The organism is Nocardia sp. NBC_00403 (assembly GCF_036046055.1).
Classification (GTDB): Bacteria; Actinomycetota; Actinomycetes; order Mycobacteriales; family Mycobacteriaceae; genus Nocardia.
On record NZ_CP107939.1, the window covers coordinates 8,440,714 to 8,460,009 of the forward strand.

Annotated in this window: 2 protein-coding genes; one reads left to right on the top strand and one right to left on the bottom strand. The window is 66.5% G+C overall.

Annotation, left to right across the window (positions count from 1 at the left end; genetic code table 11):
• Window positions 1–235 precede the first annotated feature (235 nt).
• Window positions 236–673: a hypothetical protein gene (locus OHQ90_RS38020; RefSeq protein WP_328406045.1), complete on the top strand. Its 438-nt coding sequence runs from the start codon at window positions 236–238 to the stop codon at window positions 671–673.
• On the opposite strand, the gene OHQ90_RS38025 is transcribed toward OHQ90_RS38020, so the two are convergent.
• On the bottom strand, window positions 654–18,851 hold the full coding sequence (locus OHQ90_RS38025; RefSeq protein WP_442941268.1) for an amino acid adenylation domain-containing protein: 18,198 nt from the start codon (window positions 18,849–18,851) through the stop codon (window positions 654–656). The two genes, OHQ90_RS38020 and OHQ90_RS38025, sit on opposite strands and share 20 nt — an antisense overlap.
• Between the last annotated feature and the right edge of the window lie 445 nt (window positions 18,852–19,296).

The following is a 19,296-nucleotide window of genomic DNA, read 5'->3' on the forward strand; positions in this document are numbered from 1 at the left end:
TGCGAGCATGTTGCCGATTGCGGTCGTTCTCGGAACCGGAGTAGCCAACGCATTTCTGGATGACACCGCGCAGGCACCTGCCACGCCGCCGACGACAGCGGACTGGCTATCACTGACGCCTCCACTCGGCCAGTCGGCGGCCGACATCGTATCGCCGCTCGACACACGCCGCGGCGATCGAACCGTCAGCCCGGCGAATCCGCTCGCCGCCGGCAATTGGACTCGACTCGTGACGGTGGACGCACCTGACTCGCCGGGCGTGAATCAGGAGCCGATCCAGGCGTTCTGCGAGCACGTCCCCGTAGATCCCCGTCGATGCACCATCACCGCCCTGGACGCAAGCGTCGGTGCGGCAATAGGCGCGGGCATCGGCGCGGGAGTGGTCGCGCCCGTCGCGATAGCCGCCGGAATGGTCGGCGCGGGCGCCGGGTTCGTCGCCGGTATCCCGTTCATGCCGACCGGCTTGGTTGTCGGCCCGCTCGCCGGCGCGGCCGTCGGCGTCGCCGTCGTCGCCGGACCTGCCGCCCTGCTCGGTGGAGCACTCGGGGCGTCGGTCGGGACGATAGTCGGCATCACCACGCCCCTCCCGCAAGAAGACGGCCGAACCGATGGATCCGGCGCGCCCACCACCTCGCCGAAAGAAAACGCGGTCATCAATCCAGTCGTGCATTGATAATCCGGGCGATCTGAGCAATCGCTCCGGGTTCGGTCATTGTGAGGTGGGTCGCATCGATGTCGAAAATCGACATCTGCCCGCGGACCACCCGCGCCCATCCCTCGTGACCCGCAGCATCGGATCGCCTTTCACGTGTCGCGGTGAAGTAGAGCATGTCGCTGTCCAAGACCGCGGGCCGCCACACACTGGCTGCCCGGATCGCCAGGTTGTAGGCATCGGTCAGGCGCTCGATCCGTGCGGCGTCGATACCGAGGCTGCCCCCCAGGTGCCGTTCGATCAGGTCGGCGGCCTCCTCGGCAGTCGCATCGGGGCTCACGTAATCGACGCCCATGACCGGGCCGAGATTGCTGATCAGTTCTCCGGCCGTGACGGCGCGCGGCGTCGACTCGTCGACACCGTCCGCCTCGGCGTCCAACAGCGCCAGTAGCGCAACCTGCTCACCGGCGGCGCGCATCTCGACGGCAATGGTATGGGCGATCGCACCACCCAGTGACCAGCCGAGGAGGTGATAGGGGCCATGTGGCTGAACCGCGCGAATCTCGTCGAAGTAGCGTTCGGCCATTTCTTCGATCGATGTCGGACCGGGGACCTCACCGCCGATTTGTGGCGCCTGAATGCCGTAGATCGGTCGACCGTCGGAGAGGTACTGGTCGAAGGTGCGGTAACACCACGACAGGCCCAAGGCCGGGTGGATACAGAACAGTGGTGCCCGCTCACCGCCGGTCCGGATCGGCAGCAACACATCGAAGCCGACATCGGTCCGGTCGAGGGCGGGGCCGGAGCGCATTCCGGATTCGATCCGCTTTGCCAGGTCGGCTGGACAGCGATCCGACAACATCCAGCTGATCGGAACCTCGTAGTCGAGTTCCTTGCGCAACTCGCTCACCACTTGCACCGACTTCAGCGAGTTACCACCCAATGCGTAGAAGTCGTCATCGACGCCCACCCGATCCACACCGAGTACCGTTCCGAAGGCCCGGGCAACCTCCCATTCCAGCCACGACGAGGGCTCCCTGAACTCCCCTACCGCGAGCACCGGCTCCGGTAACCGCGTGCGGTCCAGCTTGCCCGACGGGCTGAGGGGCACCGTGTCGAGCACCACCATCGTGGTGGGCACCATGTAGTCGGGCAGTTTCGTTGCCGCGTGCGCCGAGACCGCCGCGGTGTCGACCGTGGCGCCCGCGGCAGGCACGAGGTAGCCGACGAGGTGGTCCACCGCACCGGTGGAGCGCACCACAGCGATCGCCCGGGCGACGCTGGGGTGCTCGGCAAGTACTGACTCGATTTCACCGAGTTCGATGCGCAGGCCGCGCAGCTTCACCTGAAAATCGGTGCGGCCCATGTATTCCAATTCGCCGTTCCGGCGCCAGCGCACCAAGTCGCCGGTGCGGTACAGGCGCCGGCCGTCACCGTACGGGTCGGGCACGAACCGTTCCGCGGTGAGGCCCGGACGTGACTGATAGCCGCGCGCGAGCTGGTTGCCCGCCAAGTACAGCTCCCCCGCGACCCCGGGCGGTACCGGATGTAACCGCTTGTCGAGTACGTATGCCCGCGCGTTCCATACCGGTGTGCCCATCTGCATGCTCCCGCTGTCGGCGTCGGTCACCCGATGCGACGTCGCGCACACGGTGAACTCGGTCGGCCCGTACATATTGTGCAACTCGACCCCGGGCACAATTCGCCGCGCGGCGTCCACCACCTCAGGGCCGAATGCCTCACCACCCACCAGGAGCGTCCGCACCGACTCCAGCGACCCCGCAGGCGTCGCGTCCGCAAATACCGCCAGCATCGACGGCACGAACGCGGTGATCGTGACCCGCTGGGTGGCAATGGTTTCGGCGAGATAAGCCGGGTCGGTATGCCCGTCGGCTCGCGCGATCACCAGCCGCGCCCCCACCGCCAGTGGCGCAAACAGCTCCCACACCGACATGTCGAACGTGGCCGGGGACTTCTGCAGTACGACGTCATTCGGCGTCAGTGCGGAGATTTCGTTGACCCACCGCACCTGGTTGACTACCGAAGAGTGCAATATCGCAACACCTTTCGGTCGCCCGGTCGACCCCGAAGTGAAGAGCAGGTATGCAACGTTGTGCGGTCGTAGCGGTGCGAGCCGATCGGCGTCGGTGACCGGCGCGTCATCGAATCCGGACAGCTCCAGCCCTTCGAGGGACGACAGCTCCAGCACCGGTGCGGCGATCGACAGCATGTACGCGATCCGGTCGGCCGGAAGGTCCGGATCGACCGGCACGTACCCGCCGCCCGCGGCCTGCACCGCGTACGTGGCGGTGACCTGGTCCAGTGAACGCCGCATCCGCAGCGCCACCAACGACTCCGGCCCCACTCCGCGGGAGATCAACCACCGCGCCAACCGGTATACGCGAGACGCGAATTCCGCATAGGTCAGCGACTGTTCTCCGACTATTACCGCGGGCCGGTCCGCATGCGCCGCTACGGAGTGGGCGAAGATGGAGACCAGCGTCTCGTCGGGACGGAGCCTGCGATCGGTCGCATTCCACCGCGTCAGAACGGCTTCCCGTTCATCTGCGTCGAGCAGATCCACCTCGTGCACCGGCTGTGCCGAATCGGTCACCAGTGCGCCGAGCAACCGCAGCAGGCGATCGACGATCGTGGTCACCGTTGTCGCGTCGAAGAGGTCGCTCGCGTAGGTCACCGCGCCGCTGATGCCGGCCGCGGCACCGGTGGAGTCGTAGGAATCCGACACCGTGATCTGCAGATCGAACAGTGCGGTGTCGATGTCGGCCGTCACAGCCGACGCCGAGAGCCCCGGAAGTTCGAACTGGGCACTGCCGACGTTCTGGAATGCCAGCATCACCTGGAACAGTGGATGGTGGGCGTGCGACCGCACCGGATTCAGCTCCTGCACCAGTCGCTCGAACGGAACATCGGCGTGCCCTAACGCGGCCAGATCGGTCCCGCGCACGTGCTCGAGCAGCTGTGTGAAGGTCATCCCCGGGGTCAACCGGGTCCGCAGCACCAGCGTGTTGACGAACATCCCGACCAGATCGTCGAGTTCGGGTTCGCCGCGTCCCGCATGCGGAGTGCCGATCGCGATATCGTCCGTATCGGCCAGCCGGGCCAGCGTAGCCGCCAGCGCAGCGTGCAAGACCATGAACAGCGTCGCGTTGTGTGCTCGCGCGACCTGCTGCAATCGCGCGTGCAGATCGGCACCGACGGTTATCGGTACGCTCGCGCCCGCGTGGGTCTGTACGGGCGGGCGCGTTCGGTCGGTCGGCAGCTCGAGCAAAACCGGAAGTTCCGCCAATTCGACTGTCCAGTAGTCGATCTGGGCGCGTAGCAGCGAGTCGGGATCGTCTTCGGTCCCCAGCACGGTCCGCTGCCAGATCGCGTAGTCGGCGTACTGCACCGGCAGCGGCGGGCGGCTCGGTATCTCCCCGGCCAGGCGTGCCGTGTACGCGGTCATCATGTCCCGTGCCAGCGGGCCGAGCGACGACCCGTCGCAGGAGATGTGATGCACCACCACGGCCAGGATCCACTCGTTCGGCCCGAGCTCGAACAACCGGACCCGCACCGGCGCCTCGACCGTCAGATCGAACACCGTCGAGACGAACGCCGACAATGCTTCGGCCAGTTCATATTCCGCGACCGAGGTCACGGTCACCGGCGCGATCGCCTCGGCGGCGGGAAGGACAACCTGCGACAGCTCGCCCTCACCATACGGGTATACGGTCCGCAGTACCTCGTGCCGGTTCAGCACATCCTCGACGGCCGCGCGCAGCGCGTCGAGATTCAGCTGTCCAGACAGTCGTAGCACGATCGGAATGCCGTAGGCCGCCGAGCCGGGGTCGAGCCGGTTCAGGAACCACATTCGCTGCTGTGCGTACGACAGGGGAATTCGCTGCGGCCGTTGCTGTGCGGTCAGCGCCACCCGACCGGTATCGGCCCGCGATTCGGCGCGCGCGGCCAACCGCGCGACCGTCGGCGCCTCGAAAATCATCGACGCCGGGATGGTCGCGTCAAGGGCGGCACCGATCCGTGCGGCTAGGCGGGTGGCCACCAGGCTGTTGCCACCCAGTTCGAAGAAGTCGTCGTCGGCGCCTACCGGACCATCGACGCCGAGGACGTCGGCGAATACGCCTGCCACTATTTCCTGCACCGGTGACGCCGGGGCCCGGAATCGCTTGGCCTGGACGACGGGTGCGGGCAGGGCCGCGCGGTCGAGTTTTCCATTCGGCAACAGGGGGATCGCGTCCAGGATCATCACCGCGGCGGGTACCAGGTACGACGGCAACACCTCGGCCAACGACGCCCGCAACTGTTCGCCCGACAAGCTCACCCCGGCTTCCGGCACCGCATAGGACACCAACATCACCGCACCGGTGTCCTCCCGCCGCGCCACGGTGACCGCGTATGCGACATCCGCTCGCGCGCTCAACACCGCGTCGATCTCGCCGAGCTCGATACGATAACCGCGGATCTTCACCTGGGAATCGTTGCGCCCCAAAAATTCCAGGGCACCGTCGGTATTCCAGCGCACCACATCACCCGTGCGATACATGCGACGTCCCGGTTCCCCGAACGGGTGCGCCACGAACCGCGCCGCATTCGTCGCCGCCCTGTTCAGGTACCCGCGCGCCAGCGCAGGACCCGCCAGATACAGCTCTCCGGCCACCCCTATCGGCACCGGCTCCAACCGGGCATCCAAAACCAGCGTCTGTATTCCCGGCAGCGGGGTACCGATCGTCGGCCGGTCGGCCGGTCGCAGCGCACCTGTCGCCGTGGCGGCGATCGTGGCCTCGGTCGGCCCGTACAGCACCTGGAACTTCCTGGCGCCCGCGGTGTCGGTGCCTGCCCATCGGCTCACCAGATCCGCCGGGACCTCCTCACCACCGGACATCACCACGCGCAAGTCGTCCAGCCCGGCCGGATCCACCGAGGCGAGCGCGGCCGGGGTCAGAAACGCGTGGGTGACCCGCTGTACGCGCAAGAGCTCGGCCAGCTCGCCACCGCCGTAGATCCCCGTCGGCGCCACGACCAGTACAGCGGCCCGGCTGACCGCGATCAGGATCTCCATCAGTGCGGCGTCGAACGACGGCGACGCGAAGTGCAAGACCCTGGACGTGAGCCGAAGCTCGCGGTCGGCGCGCCACCCCGAGACGAAGTCTGCGATGCCGGAATGTGTCATGGCGACGCCCTTCGGCACCCCGGTCGTTCCGGAGGTGAAGATCACGTAGGCGACATCCGAGGCCCGCAGCGGCCGCGGCCGCTCGTCATCACCGATCGGGCCGCTCGCCGCCACGTCGATCTGCGCGGCGACGGCCGGGTCGTCGAGCACGATCCAGTCCACCGAATCGGGCACCTCGGCACGCGCCGAGGACACCGTAATTCCCAGCGTCGCATCGGAATCCGAGACCATCTGCTCGATCCGGCTCGCGGGATAGCCTGGGTCCACCGGCACGTACGCCGCACCCGTCTTGACCACCGCCCACCACGCGACGACGGATTCCATCGACCGCGCTGCCGCCACCAGGACCGGATGCTCCGGTCCGGCGCCACGGCGGATCAGTACCCTCGCCAGTCGGCTGGACCGCTTGTCCAGCTGTGCATACGACAACGTGACATCCCCCGCGACAACGGCGATTCCGTCGCCATTGTCCAGCACGGCCGAGGCGAACACGTCCGGCAGCAATCCGGAGGGCTCCGGCGCCGCCACGGTATGCGCCCCCACCCGCGATGTGAGCGCCGAGCGCTCGTCGGCTTCCAGCCAGTCGATATCCCCGATCACTACGGCCGGATCGTCGGCGACGGCTTCCAGCACCCGCACCAACCGTCGGACGATCGCCGCCGCGGTCGCCTCGTCGAACAGATCCCGCGCATAGGTCATCGTTCCCGAGATGCCCTGCACCACACCGGCATTGCCGAACGAATCGGACAGCGCCAGTTGCAAGTCGAACTGGGTCGCCCCGGTATCCACATCCGCTCGGGCGACCCGGACATCGGGCAGCGCGATATCGACCGTCGACACGTTCTGGAACGCCAGGGCCACCTGGAACAACGGATGCCGCGCCGCCGATCGTTCCGGGCTCAACGCCTCCACGACCCGCTCGAACGGCACGTCCGAGTGCTCGAACGCAAGCAGGTCCGTCTCGCGAGTGCGCATCAGCAACTCGGCGAACGGCTCGCCCGTATCCACCCGGGTCCGCAATGCGAGGGTGTTCACGAACATCCCCACCAGATCGTCCAGAGCGGGCTCGCCGCGCCCCGCGACCGGGGTACCGATCACTACATCATCGCTGCCACCGAGACGCCCCAATACCGTTGCCAGCGCCGCATGCATCACCATGAACAGCGACGACCCGCGCGACCGTGCCAGCGTGAGCAACCGCTCGTGCAGCCTCGCATCGATCTCCACTGGAACCCGGCTTCCCGACAGTGATGCGACGGTCGGGCGTGATCGGTCCGCGGGCAATTCCAGCCGGTCCGGTGCGTCCGCGAGCGTCGAGCGCCAGAACTCCAGCTGTGTGGACATCAACGACGCCGGATCGTCCTCGGACCCCAGCATCTGCCGTTGCCACCACGCGAAATCCGCGTACTGCACGGCGAGCGGCTCCCATTCCGGCGCGTGCCCTGCCAGTCGCGCGGTATACGCCGCCATCACGTCACGGGCCAGCGGCCCCATCGACTGACCATCGCCTGCGATGTGATGGACCACCAGCACCAGCAGGAATTCTCCTGTGTCACCGTCGAGCTCGAACAATCCCACTCGCGTCGGCACTCCGGCCGTCACATCGAATCCGCGCCGCACGAACTCGCCCACCACATCCGGGACCGAATCCACCGGCACTCGCACCGGCTCCACCGGCACCGCGGGCTCGTCGAGAACGACCTGCCGCGGCTCACCGGAGACTTCCGGATACATCGTTCGCAGTACCTCGTGACGTGCCATCACATCCGCGAGCGCGGCCGCCAGCGCCGCGGTGTCCAGCCGTCCCGACAGCCGCAGCATCACCGGAATGTTGTATGCCGCCGAGTCCGGCTCGAACCGGTTCAGGAACCACATCCGCTGCTGTGCCAGCGACAGCGGAACGGGGTCGGGGTGCACTCCGGGCAGTAGGGGCAACCGGCCCCCACCGCTGAGTGTCCCTGCGAGCGCGGCCAATTCGCCGACGGTCGGCGCCTCGAATACTGATCGCACCGGCACGCGCACGTCCATGGCCGCACCTATGCGCGCCACCACAAGCGAGGCGCTCAGCGAATCGCCGCCCAGCGCGAAGAAGTCGTCGTCGACTCCCACCCGGTCCACGTCGAGTACCTGCTCGAATGTCCGCGCGACCAACTCTTCCAATCCCGGCGATGGCGCCCGGAATTCGCGGGAGACGGCAACCGGTTCGGGCAACCGCTCGCGATCCAGCTTCCCGTTGGCGGTCAGCGGCACCTCGTCCAGCACCACCACCGCGGATGGCACCATGTACCGGGGCAACGCCTCGGCCAGCGCCGCACGCAACTCCTCGCCCGATACCTCCGACCCGGTCGCGGGCACGACATAGGACACCAGCAGCACCGGTCGCCCCTCATCGCTGCGCGGCACGGTGACGGCGTATGCCACATCCGCACGCGCACCCAGCACCACGTCGATCTCCCCCAGCTCGATCCTGGTGCCGCGCACCTTCACCTGAAAATCGTTGCGACCCAAGAACTCCATCTCACCATCGGCGGTGCGGCGCACCACGTCACCGGTCGCGTACATGCGCTGACCCGGCTCCCCGAACGGGCATGCGACGAACCGCGCCGCAGTCAACCCCATCCTGGCGATATATCCATTGGCCAGGCCGGGGCCGAACAGGTACAGCTCGCCCGCGACACCGGCGGGCACGGGCCGCAACCAGGTATCCAGGACCACGGCCGCGACCGGGCCGACCGGCCTGCCGATCGTGATCGTGGCACCCGATGCCAGAGCGTCGCCGGAGGTAGCCCAGATAGTGCATTCCGTCGGCCCGTAGACATTGACCATGGCGCGATGCGGCGCCCACCGATCGACCAGTTCCGGCCCGACCGGCTCACCGGCCGCTGCCAGCACGCGCAGCCCGTCGAGATCATCGCACGGGACTGTCGCCAGCGCCGACGGGGTCACTATGGCATGCGAAATACCTTCTCGCCGAATCAGATTCGCCAGCTCGGGACCGGCGTAGACATCGGCGGGCGAGATGACGAGCCGGCCGCCCGAGCCGTGCGCCATCAACAGCTCGAACACCGAGGCGTCGAAACTGGGCGAGGCGACTTGCAGCACCACCGACGTCGGGTCGACGTCGAGTATTCGCCGCTGGGCCGCGACGATATCGGCCAAGCCGCGATGGCTGACGAGAACGCCCTTGGGCGTTCCGGTCGACCCGGAGGTGTAACTCACGTACGCGGTCTGATCCCGCCGAATCGGCCCGCCGCGTTCGGCATCGCTGATCGGCACGGCAGGAACCGAATCCATGGCGCCGAGCGTCTGCTCCGCGTCGAGGATCAGCCAGTCGACGCCATCCGGAAGGTGCTTCCTGGTGGACGTATCGGTAAGCCCGAGGATGGTTTTCGAGTCCGACAGCAGAAATGCGATGCGGTCCGATGGCAGGGCCGGATCAATCGGCAGGAAGGCGGCGCCCGTCTTGGACACGGCCCACAGTGCCACCGTCGCCGCAAGGGATCGCGGAAGCACAGAGGCGACGACCTGTCCCCGCCGGGCGCCGTGCCGCAGCAGGACCCGAGCCAGACGTGCGGAGCGCTCGTCGAGCTGCCGGTAGGTCATGGCGGCCGTACCACACCGCACGGCGATCGCGTCGAGTTCGGCGGCAGCGGAAGCGGAAGCGGAAGCGGCGAGTATGCGGTCCAACGTGTCCGGAATCGCAGCTTCCGCACCCGAAACCGGCCACGACGGCCCCGGTTCCGCGTCGAGCGGCAGCTCACCCAGCCGCACGTCCGCGTTCGCGGCGATCCGGCACAGCAACTCGACGAAGCGATCGAGGATGCGGCGCGCCGACGCGGTATCGAATGCACGGTCGTGGAATCGGAGGATGATCCGCAGCCCCTGTGCCTCACCGTCCTCGGACTGCTTCGGTTCCACGACCAGGCTCAGCGGGTACGGCGTCGCGTCCACACCGCTGAGTTCGTCCACCCGCAGGCCCGCCGAATCGACGAGTTCCTGCAGCGCCGCCCGGTCGACCGGGAACGACTGGTAGGCGATCGCGGTGTCGAAGAGTTCGGGCAGTCCGACGCTGCGGTGAATCTCGGGCAGACCGATATGGTGATGCTCCAGCATGCGCGCGTGCCGCGCCTGAATGCCGGTCAGCAACTCGCGTACCGTCATTATGGGTTCGAGCGGGACTCGCACCGGAACCGTAGTCAGGAACATGCCGAGCGTCTGATCGACCAGCGGCAACTCCGGCGGTCGGCCCGACACCGCGGCGCCGAAGATCACATCGGTCTCACCGGTCAGCACGCGCAGATTCAGGGCCCAGGCCGCGGTGACGGCCGTATTGACAGTGACACCCGCCTGCGCCGCCACTCGACGGAGTTCTCCGAAACGATCCGCCGTCAGCTCGGCCCCGACCTCGGCGGCGGATACCGGGCCCGCCGCGCCGATGTCGCGGGACACCCGGGTGGGTGCGCCGACATCCGAAAAGGCTTGTGCCCATGCCGCTTTGGATGCGGTGCTGTCCTGCCGACCCAACCAGGACAGATAGTCGCGGTAGGAGGGCGCGGGTTCGGCGGAGTCGATATGTGCGGGAGATCCGTAGTAGTCGAGCAGTTCCCGCATCAGCAGCGGCATCGACCAGCCATCCAGGATTACATGGTGATTCGTGACGAGCAGCCGGAAGGACCCCGCATCGAGACGGATCAGCGTCAAGCGCAGCAGCGGAGGAGCCGACAGGTCGAATCCCGCCGCCGCGTCCGCCGCGGCAATGGATCCCGGGTCGGCGGGGGATTCCGCATCGCCGGCATCGGCGAGATCGATCTCCCGGAACGGGATTTCGGCATGGTCCAGCACGATCTGGCACGGCCCGGCTGCCGTCTCCACAAATGCGGCCCGCAGGATATCGTGCCGGTCGACCACGGCCTGAGCGGCACGTCGCAGGCGCGCACCGTCGACCGCGCCGGAAAGTCCGATCATCGTCTGGACGGTGTAGTTGTCCCCGGCATCCGGGTCGAACATCGAGTGGAAGTGCATCCCGGATTGCGTGGGCGACAACGGCCATACGTCCGACAGGCCGCGGTACTGCCGTTCGAGCCGATCGATGTCGGGTTGTGTGAGCGCGACGAGCGGAAACTCCGAAGCATGATCCGCCGTCGGGATTGTCACCGGAGCCGCACCGCCGCCCGCCATTGCGGCGAGGGCGGCAACTGTCTTGCTTTCGAATACATCTCGCGGCGTGAACGTGAGCCCGGCGGATCTCGCCAGCGCCACCAGCCGCATCGAGACGATACTGTCCCCGCCGAGCGCGAAGAAGTTGCTATCGGCGGACACCGTATCGAGATGGAGCACATCGGCGAACAGTTGCGCCACGACCTGCTCGGTATGCGTCGACGGCGGCCTGCCGGCTGCGGTGTCGGAGTCGAAGGCGCGCTGCCGCAACACTTTCCGATCGATCTTTCCCGTGGGCGTGCACGGCATCTCTTCGAGCTGCACGATCGCCGCAGGATTCATATAACGAGGTAGCCTGCCCGCGAGATCGTCGCCGAGCGCCGCCACATCCACGGCAGCACCCGTCGCGGAAACGACATAGGACACCAGAACCGGTTCGCCGGCAGGCCCTTGCACCGCAACGGTGGCGACGCTCGCCATGTCCGGGTGCCGGGCCAGGTGGGCATCGATTTCCCCCGGCTCGATCCGCAGGCCGTGAATCTTGACCTGTTGATCACTGCGGCCCAGATATTCCAGTGCCAACCCGGCGCGTCCGCGCACCCAGCGCACGGAATCACCGGTGCGATAGATCCGCTGGCCGCGGGTGGATCGCGGATCCGCAACGAAGCGCGACGCGGTCACGCCCGGTCGATCGACGTACCCGCGGGCAAGTCCGGGCCCACCGATATAGAGTTCGCCCGCGACACCGACCGGCACCGGTCGCAGCCACGTGTCGAGAACCATCGCGGACGCGCCTCGGATCGGGCCACCGATCGTCACCGGCTCGCCGGGTACGAGGGCATCCGACCCCGCCGCCCAGATCGTGCACTCGGTCGGTCCGTAATGATTCATCAGCCGTCGCCCAGGGCCCCACCGGTTCACGGTGTCCGGCCCGGTCGCTTCGCCGACGACCGCGAGCGATGTCAACGACGGCGTCCGGGACGGATCCATGGTGTTCAGCACGGACGGGGTGATGATCGCGTGCGAAACCTGCTGCGACCGAAGCAATTCCTCGAGGTCGGCCCCGCCGTACACCTCCGGTGGCGCCACCACTAGACAGGCGCCACTGCCGTGCGCCAACAGCAACTCCGACAAGCAGGCGTCGAATCCCGGCGACGCGACCTGCAACACCACCGAATCCGTACCCACACCGAAGGCATCGACTTGCGCCGCGACAAGGTCGGCCAGACCTCGATGGCTGAGGTGGACCGCCTTCGGTTTGCCGGTCGATCCGGACGTATAGATCACGTATGCCGCATTGTCGGCCGACAGCCGGTCGGCCCCGGCCGGGACACCGGACGGACGAGGTAGATCCTCATGAACGTCCGAAGCCGAAGCGTCCAGAATCAACCAGTCGACAGTATCCGGAAGCTGCGGTGCCACAGCGCTGGTCGTCACGCCCAGACTGGTCCGCGAGTCGGACAACAACTCCTCGATCCGCGCGGCGGGATTGCCGGGATCCAACGGCAGGAAGGCGGCGCCTGTTTTCGCCACCGCCCAGATCGCAACCACCAGTTCGACCGAACGGGGAACGGCCAATGCGACGATCGACTCGGCGCGAGCACCGTGGCCGGCCAGCAGACGAGCGCACCCGTTCGCGCGACGCTCCAGCTCACGATAGGTCCACGTGGTGTCACCGCACCGGACAGCCACGGCATCCGGATACCTCCGCGCGGTCCCCCACAGGATGTCGCGCAGCACGAGCTCCGCGGCCGGCTCTTCGCTGCCGACCGAAAGCAGTTCCGCGCGTTCGGAATCCCAGCAGGAGGAGATCGCGGCGACCTCCTGAGCGGGATCGCTGACGATCTGCGTGAGAAGCAGTTCGAATCGTTCGAGCAGTGTGCGGGCATCGTGTGAATCGAATCGGTCGGTGGCGAATTTCAGCATCACCGAGTAGGTGCCGGGCTCGTCGGCGTCCAGTCGTCCGTCGCGACGCGACCGCGGCGGGGTCACTTGCAAACTCAGCGGATACGGCGTGGCATCGTGTGCGTCGATCTCGACGAGCCGCAATCCGGCGTCGGAGAGATTGCGTGCCAACAGTTCCCGGTCGAGCGGATAGGACTCGAGCACCGTCGCGGTGTCGAACATATTGGTGATACCAGTGGCCCGTTGCAGCTCCGCCAAGCCGATGTGCTGGTGATCCAGCATGGCGGCCTGCTCGGATTGCACGCGGACGAGCAGGTCGCCGACGGTTTCGTCGGGTTCGAGCCGGACTCGGACGGGCAGCGTGTTGACGAGGAGCCCGACCGTACGCTCGATATCCGGAATCTGCGGCGGGCGGTGCGACAACGTGTTGCCGAACACCACGTCCGACCGTCCGGTCAGGACGGCCACCAGCAATGCCCACGCCACCTGCAGGGCCGTGTTGGCAGTGACACCGTGCGAGCGGCCCAGATCGAGAATCGCAGCGGTGGTCGCGGCGTCCAGGTTCAGGCCGACTTCGCCGGCGTGCATGGTGACGATTTGATCCGGCCCGCTCGTGACCCGCGTCGGACTGTCGATTCCAGCAAGCATCTCCCGCCACGCGGCGGTTGCGGCGTCGCGGTCCTGAACCTGTAGCCACTGCAGATACTCTCGATACGAACGAGGGGGCGCGAGCTCGGCGGTATCGCCGTCGGATGTGTACAACGCGAGCAATTCGTGGATCAGCAGGGGCATCGACCAGCCGTCCAGCACGAGGTGGTGGTTGGTGACCAGCAACTGGAACATATCGACGTCGGTGCGCACGAGGTGGAAACGCACCAGCGGCGGGCGGGCCGGGTCGAACGGAGCCGCGGCCGCCGTCGCGAGTCGCCGAAGTGCTTCGGCCTGCCGGCCGGCATCGCTGATATCGGTGATACTCGACTCGGCCCAATCGACCTTGGTGTCGCGCAACACGATCTGACGTGGTCCATCGGCACTTTCGACGAACGCGGTCCGCAGGCTGTCGTGCCGGTCGATGAGCACCTGCGCGGCCCGCCGCATCCGCTCCGCATCCACCTGCCCGGCAAACGTCAGCGCCGCCTGCACGATGTAGCCGTCGTCGCCGTCCCGGTCATAGATCGTGTGGAACAGCAGCCCGGACTGCAGGGCGGTGAGTGGCCACACATCGGTCATCGACGGGTAGTCCCGCAGCCAGTTGTCGACATCGTCCTGCGATACCGCGGTGAGCGGGAAGTCGGAGGGGGTGAAGCCGGGTGTGGTGTCGGATCGGACATGATCGGCAAGTGCCCCCAGGGCTCGAGCCCACAGCCCGGCAAGCTCGTCGACGTCCTGACCTCCCAATACCTGCGAGGCGAACTCCCAGGTCACGTCGAGTTCGAGCCCGTCGCGACCTTCCTCGGCGATCGCATTGATATCGAGCACGGCGGACAGCGCCATCCCCGGATCGCTCGTCGCGGTCAGTGCGGTGAATTCGGTCGTCGGCGCCCAGGGCACCGAGCGTTCACCGACACCCACCCGCCCGAGATAGTTGAAACTGATCTGAGGTTCGGGCAGGTCCGCGAGCTCGGCGCTGCCCCGGGAATCGAGGTGACGCAGCATCTGATAGCCGATGCCGTTGCCGGGCACCGCGCGCAACTGCTCCTTCACCTGCTTTATCGCCAGTCTCGCACTCATGCCGCCGGCCAGCGCATCATCGAGGTCGATATTCTCCCCTCCGATCCGGACCGGGAAGCGTGTGGTGAACCAGCCCACGGTGGCGCCGAGATCGGCGCCGGGGACGGCCCGCTCCTCGCGGCCGTGCCCTTCCAGCGAGATCAACTCTCCGGCGGCCGCCGCCGAACCACGCCTGCGCCGCCACTCACCGAGTGCCAGTACCAGGGCCGCGAGCAACGGATCGTTGGCACTGCAGTGGAAGCGGTCCGGAATGGTGGTGAGAACCGCCTCGGCAACCGCTGCCGGGATGCGCTGATGTACCCGGCCCGCCGTGGCCCCGACGTCTCGATCCGGGACCAGACGGCGCGACCCGATGAGCTGATCGCCTCGCTCGAGCATGTCTTTCCACAGGTCGAGCTCCGCCGACCGCCTGTCCGGCGCCTGCTCGACCAGCCCGTGCACCCACCGCCGGAACGAGGTGGTGACCGGGCCGAAATGCGGTTCGCCGCCGCCGGAAACCTGCGACCAGGCTTGCGCGAGGTCGGCGAGGATGATGCGCCACGACACCGCGTCGACGGCGAGATGGTGGATCACCAGCCACATCAGGTCGGGTCCCGAGCCGTTGCCATCCTGAATCCAGACGGCCTGAATGAGCACACCGTTACTCGGGTCCAATCGATCCGCGGCGTTGTGCAGGTGCCGGTCGACTTCGGCGGCGTCACGCCGATCGAGCCGAACATCGACGAGCGCGGCGTCCGGGTCGACCGCTTCCCGATCGAGTACTTCGACGTACCGATCAACCGAATCACCGCCGCGCAGTGCCGCGCGCAGCATATCGTGTCGGTCCAGCAGGGAGCCCAGTACGCGCACAAGGCCCGCTCGATCAACCCCCTCGGGCAGCTGCACGAGCGCGGCCTGCGCAAATCGGTCGTAGTGACCCCGATCGAGCATTGCGCGCATGATCGGTGACAACGGCATCGGCCCTATGCCGCCACCGGGCAACTCGGCCAAACCGGGGGTATCGCCGGCTTCCGTCGCCGTGGCCGCCAGGCCCGCGACGGTCTTGTGCACGAACACATCCTGTGTGGAGAAACTCAGGCCCTCGGCCTTGGCCCGCGCCACCAACCGGATCGACAGAATGCTATCGCCGCCGAGGGCGAAGAAGCTGTCGTCCGCCCCGACTCGAGGCACGCCGAGCACCTCGGTGAACAGCCTTGCGACCGTCTTTTCCCGGGCTGTGGCCGGCGCCCGACCGACCGGCGCGGTCCCGAATTCGGGCTTCGGCAAAGCGCTGCGATCGAGCTTGCCGAAGGCGTTCACCGGGAGGCTGTCCAACCAGAGGATCACCGCCGGGGCCATATGCGGCGGCAGCGAATCGCGGGCGAAGCCTTGGAGTTCGAGCGGATCGATCCGACGGCCGTTGAGCGGGACGACATAGGACACCAGCACGGTCGCGCCGGTGTTGTTCTGCACCGGCACCGTGACGGAAAGGGCCACGTCCTCGTGTGTGGTGAGCACGGCGTCGATTTCACCCGGTTCGATCCGGTATCCGCGGATCTTGACCTGGAAGTCGCTGCGCCCCATCAACTCCAGCGTCAGATCGGCATTGTCGCCGGTCCAGCGCGCAATGTCGCCGGTACGATACATCCGATCACCGGTGCCGCCGTACGGATCGGCGACGAACCGGGCGGCGGTTTCGACGCACAGATGGCTGTATCCACGGGCCAATCCCGGCCCGGCGAGATACAACTCGCCCGCGGTGCCTTTGGGCACCGGTTGGAGCGTTCGGTCCAGCACCATCGCCGAGACGCCACGGATGGGGCCACCGACCGTGTGGGCACGACCGGGTCTCAGCATGGCGCCGACGGCGGTCACGGTGGTTTCGGTGGGACCGTATTCGTTGTACATGGACACCGACGGTGTCCACCGCTCGATGACGTGCGGTGGACATACGTCGCCACCGACCACGACCACTCTCAAGTCGGTCGTCGGAGGCGGGTCCACGGTTGCCAGCATCGTGGGCGTCAGCGTCAGGTGGGTCACGTGCTCGTCGGCCAGCAGTTGCGTGAGCGGCTCACCGCCGGTCACCTCAGGCGGCACGATCACCAGCGTGGATCCGTTCGCGAAGCAGGTCAGAAACTGTTCCAGGGAGGCGTCGAAACTGGGTGAGAGGGCATAGGACACGCGGGATGTCGTGTCGATGCCGTACGTGGTGGCGCGGTCGGCAACGAGATTCGCGAGGCCGGTGTGCGTGACCTGGACGCCTTTCGGCGCTCCGGTGGATCCGGAGGTATAGGTGATATAGGCGACGTTGGACGGCCGTAGTGGGCGAACACGGTCATCGTCGGAAATCGGCCCGCTCGCAGCATCGCATTCCCCCAGCGTTGCGGGGTCGTCGAGAACCACGTGGGGCATCGTCAGCGGGAGCCGCCCGCGCAGGGCGTCGACGGTGATTGCCACAGCTGCGCCGCTGTCGGCGACCATATGTTCTATCCGCTTCGACGGGTACTCGGGGGCCAACTGGACAAACGCGGCCCCGCATTTCGCGACCGCCCAGGTCGCCACGACCGATTCGACCGAGCGTCGCAGCATGATCGCCACCGCCGTGTCCGGCCCACAACCCAGAGCTATCAGATGCCGGGCCAGCTGGGAGGATCTGGTGTCCAGCTCGCCATACGTCATTGTCTGCCCGGCCGAGGTGATTGCGCACGCACTACGATTCCGGCGCGCGCTCTCGGTCAGAATCTCCGGAAGTAGCCGTGTTTCGACCCCGCTGGGCCCCCGGACAGGTAGCAGCGCAGACCGTTCCTGTGCTTCGAGCAGCGGCAGTCTGTTGACCGGACATCCCTCTCCCCCGGCGAGGAACTCGTGCAGAAACATGCAGAACCGCCGATGGTGAGCAGCGAGCTCGTCGGGGCTGTAGGCATTCGGGTTCCCTTGGAAGTCGATATGTGTACTGTCTCTGCCCGCGCCCGGGTAGATATTGACGAAAAGGTCGGCGGTAGGGCCTGAGGTGAGGACGTTCAGGCGGCCCGTCGTATTGCCCAGCACAACCTCGTTCTCGATCATCATGAGGTTCACGGCCGGCCCGAAGGATGCCGCCTCGTCGCGCGCAATCCCCATATCGTGGAATATGTCCTCTTGGCGGTAGCGCTGCCGCCGAAGAGCACTCGTCAACTCGCTTTGCACAGCGGCGATCAGTTCACCGACGCTGCGGCCGGCGACCTGCGCTCGCAGCGGGACCACATTTGCCACCATCCCCCCCGAACGGCGCAGCACGGCAGAGTGCCGACCCGAAACCGGCAGACTCAGCAATACTTCATCGCTTCCGGTCATCCGCGCGAGATAAGCGGCGAACGCCGCGACGATGACCGGAGCCACGCTCGGGCCGTGCTCGAGCGCGACGCTTTCCAGAAGATGCGCGGTGGCCTCCGGCAGCTCTGTGCTGACCAGCGCCGGATGAATGGTGGGCTTGCCCACGCGACCGGCCAGGCTGACGACGGGAGGCGCGCCTGCCAGGTGCTCCAGCCAGTACTTGCGGTCGTTGTCGAAACGCGCCGAACCCCGGTACGCCAGATCCTGCTCGACGACGTCCCCCAGGTCCTGCGCCGCGCACGGTGCCGCTTCCTCGGACCTCACCCAAGCGTTGTACAACTCCGTTATCCGGTGCAGCATTGTTACCGCAGCAAATCCGTCGAGCGCGATATGGTGCGCGCGCTGGTACCACAGGAAATGGTCCTCGCCGACCTCGAACACAATGCTCGTCATGAGGTCGTCATTGAGCAAGTCCAACGGAGCTGAATAATCCTGAACCATAAGTCTGTGCGCAGTTGCCACCGGATCCGCGTGCCGGCGCAAGTCCACGACCGATACCTGACCTCCATTTTCGTCGACGAACTGACACGGCTCTCCGTCGACCTCGATCAGTCGCATATGTCCGGATCCGAACTCACGACTGGCGGTTCTGCAGGCCTCGGCAAGCAATTCCACGTCCAACTCGCCTACGATCTCGACGTATTGGGCCACAGATATCGGCGACGATTCCGCGAGATGCTGGGCAAACCAGATCCCCCGCTGCGCCGCAGTCAGTGGAAGAATGTCGAATGACGGCAGTCGCGTGTCTCCATTACCGTTGGAGCGCGCGCCGGACCCGTTACCAGAATCCGGGTTTCCGGAAGAGCGGAATGAGCTGGTTTCCAACCATTTCGATAAGTCCGGGCTGTCACTCTTTTGGCCCATTTCGACCTCCGCTGACATCGTTGCATTCAGGATCTCAGTTATATTGCTGCAAAGTTGCCTGTACCGGCTTGTTGGAATTTTGCAATATGGTAACGATAACCGGATCGCGTGCTCAGGAAGGGATAGTCGTGGCGATCGGCACCCAATCTCGCCGACGATGCGCGGCGTTCTCGTCGGCCGGACGTTTCAGTCATTCGTCCATCGTCCGGTCGCCCGCAGCGCAGAGCCCAGGGACTGAAGCCACAAGCTTAGAGTACGATTCGACATCCGGCCGCAAATATGGCGCAGACACTTGCCGCGCCGTCAAGATGGCTCTATCGTGGTACGATCGGCCATGTGAGCTCGAAGGAGCAGTTCATACCGGTAGAACAGCAAAGATACAGCTAACGTTCGCCGTGACGGTCCAGGTTAGGCTATCGACAGTTCCACCGCCCCACGGTAGGCC

Excerpts from the sequence above, each read along its gene's own strand:
- OHQ90_RS38025 (WP_442941268.1), bottom strand. The coding sequence starts at position 18,851 with ATGGGCCAAAAGAGTGACAGCCCGGACTTATCGAAATGGTTGGAAACC.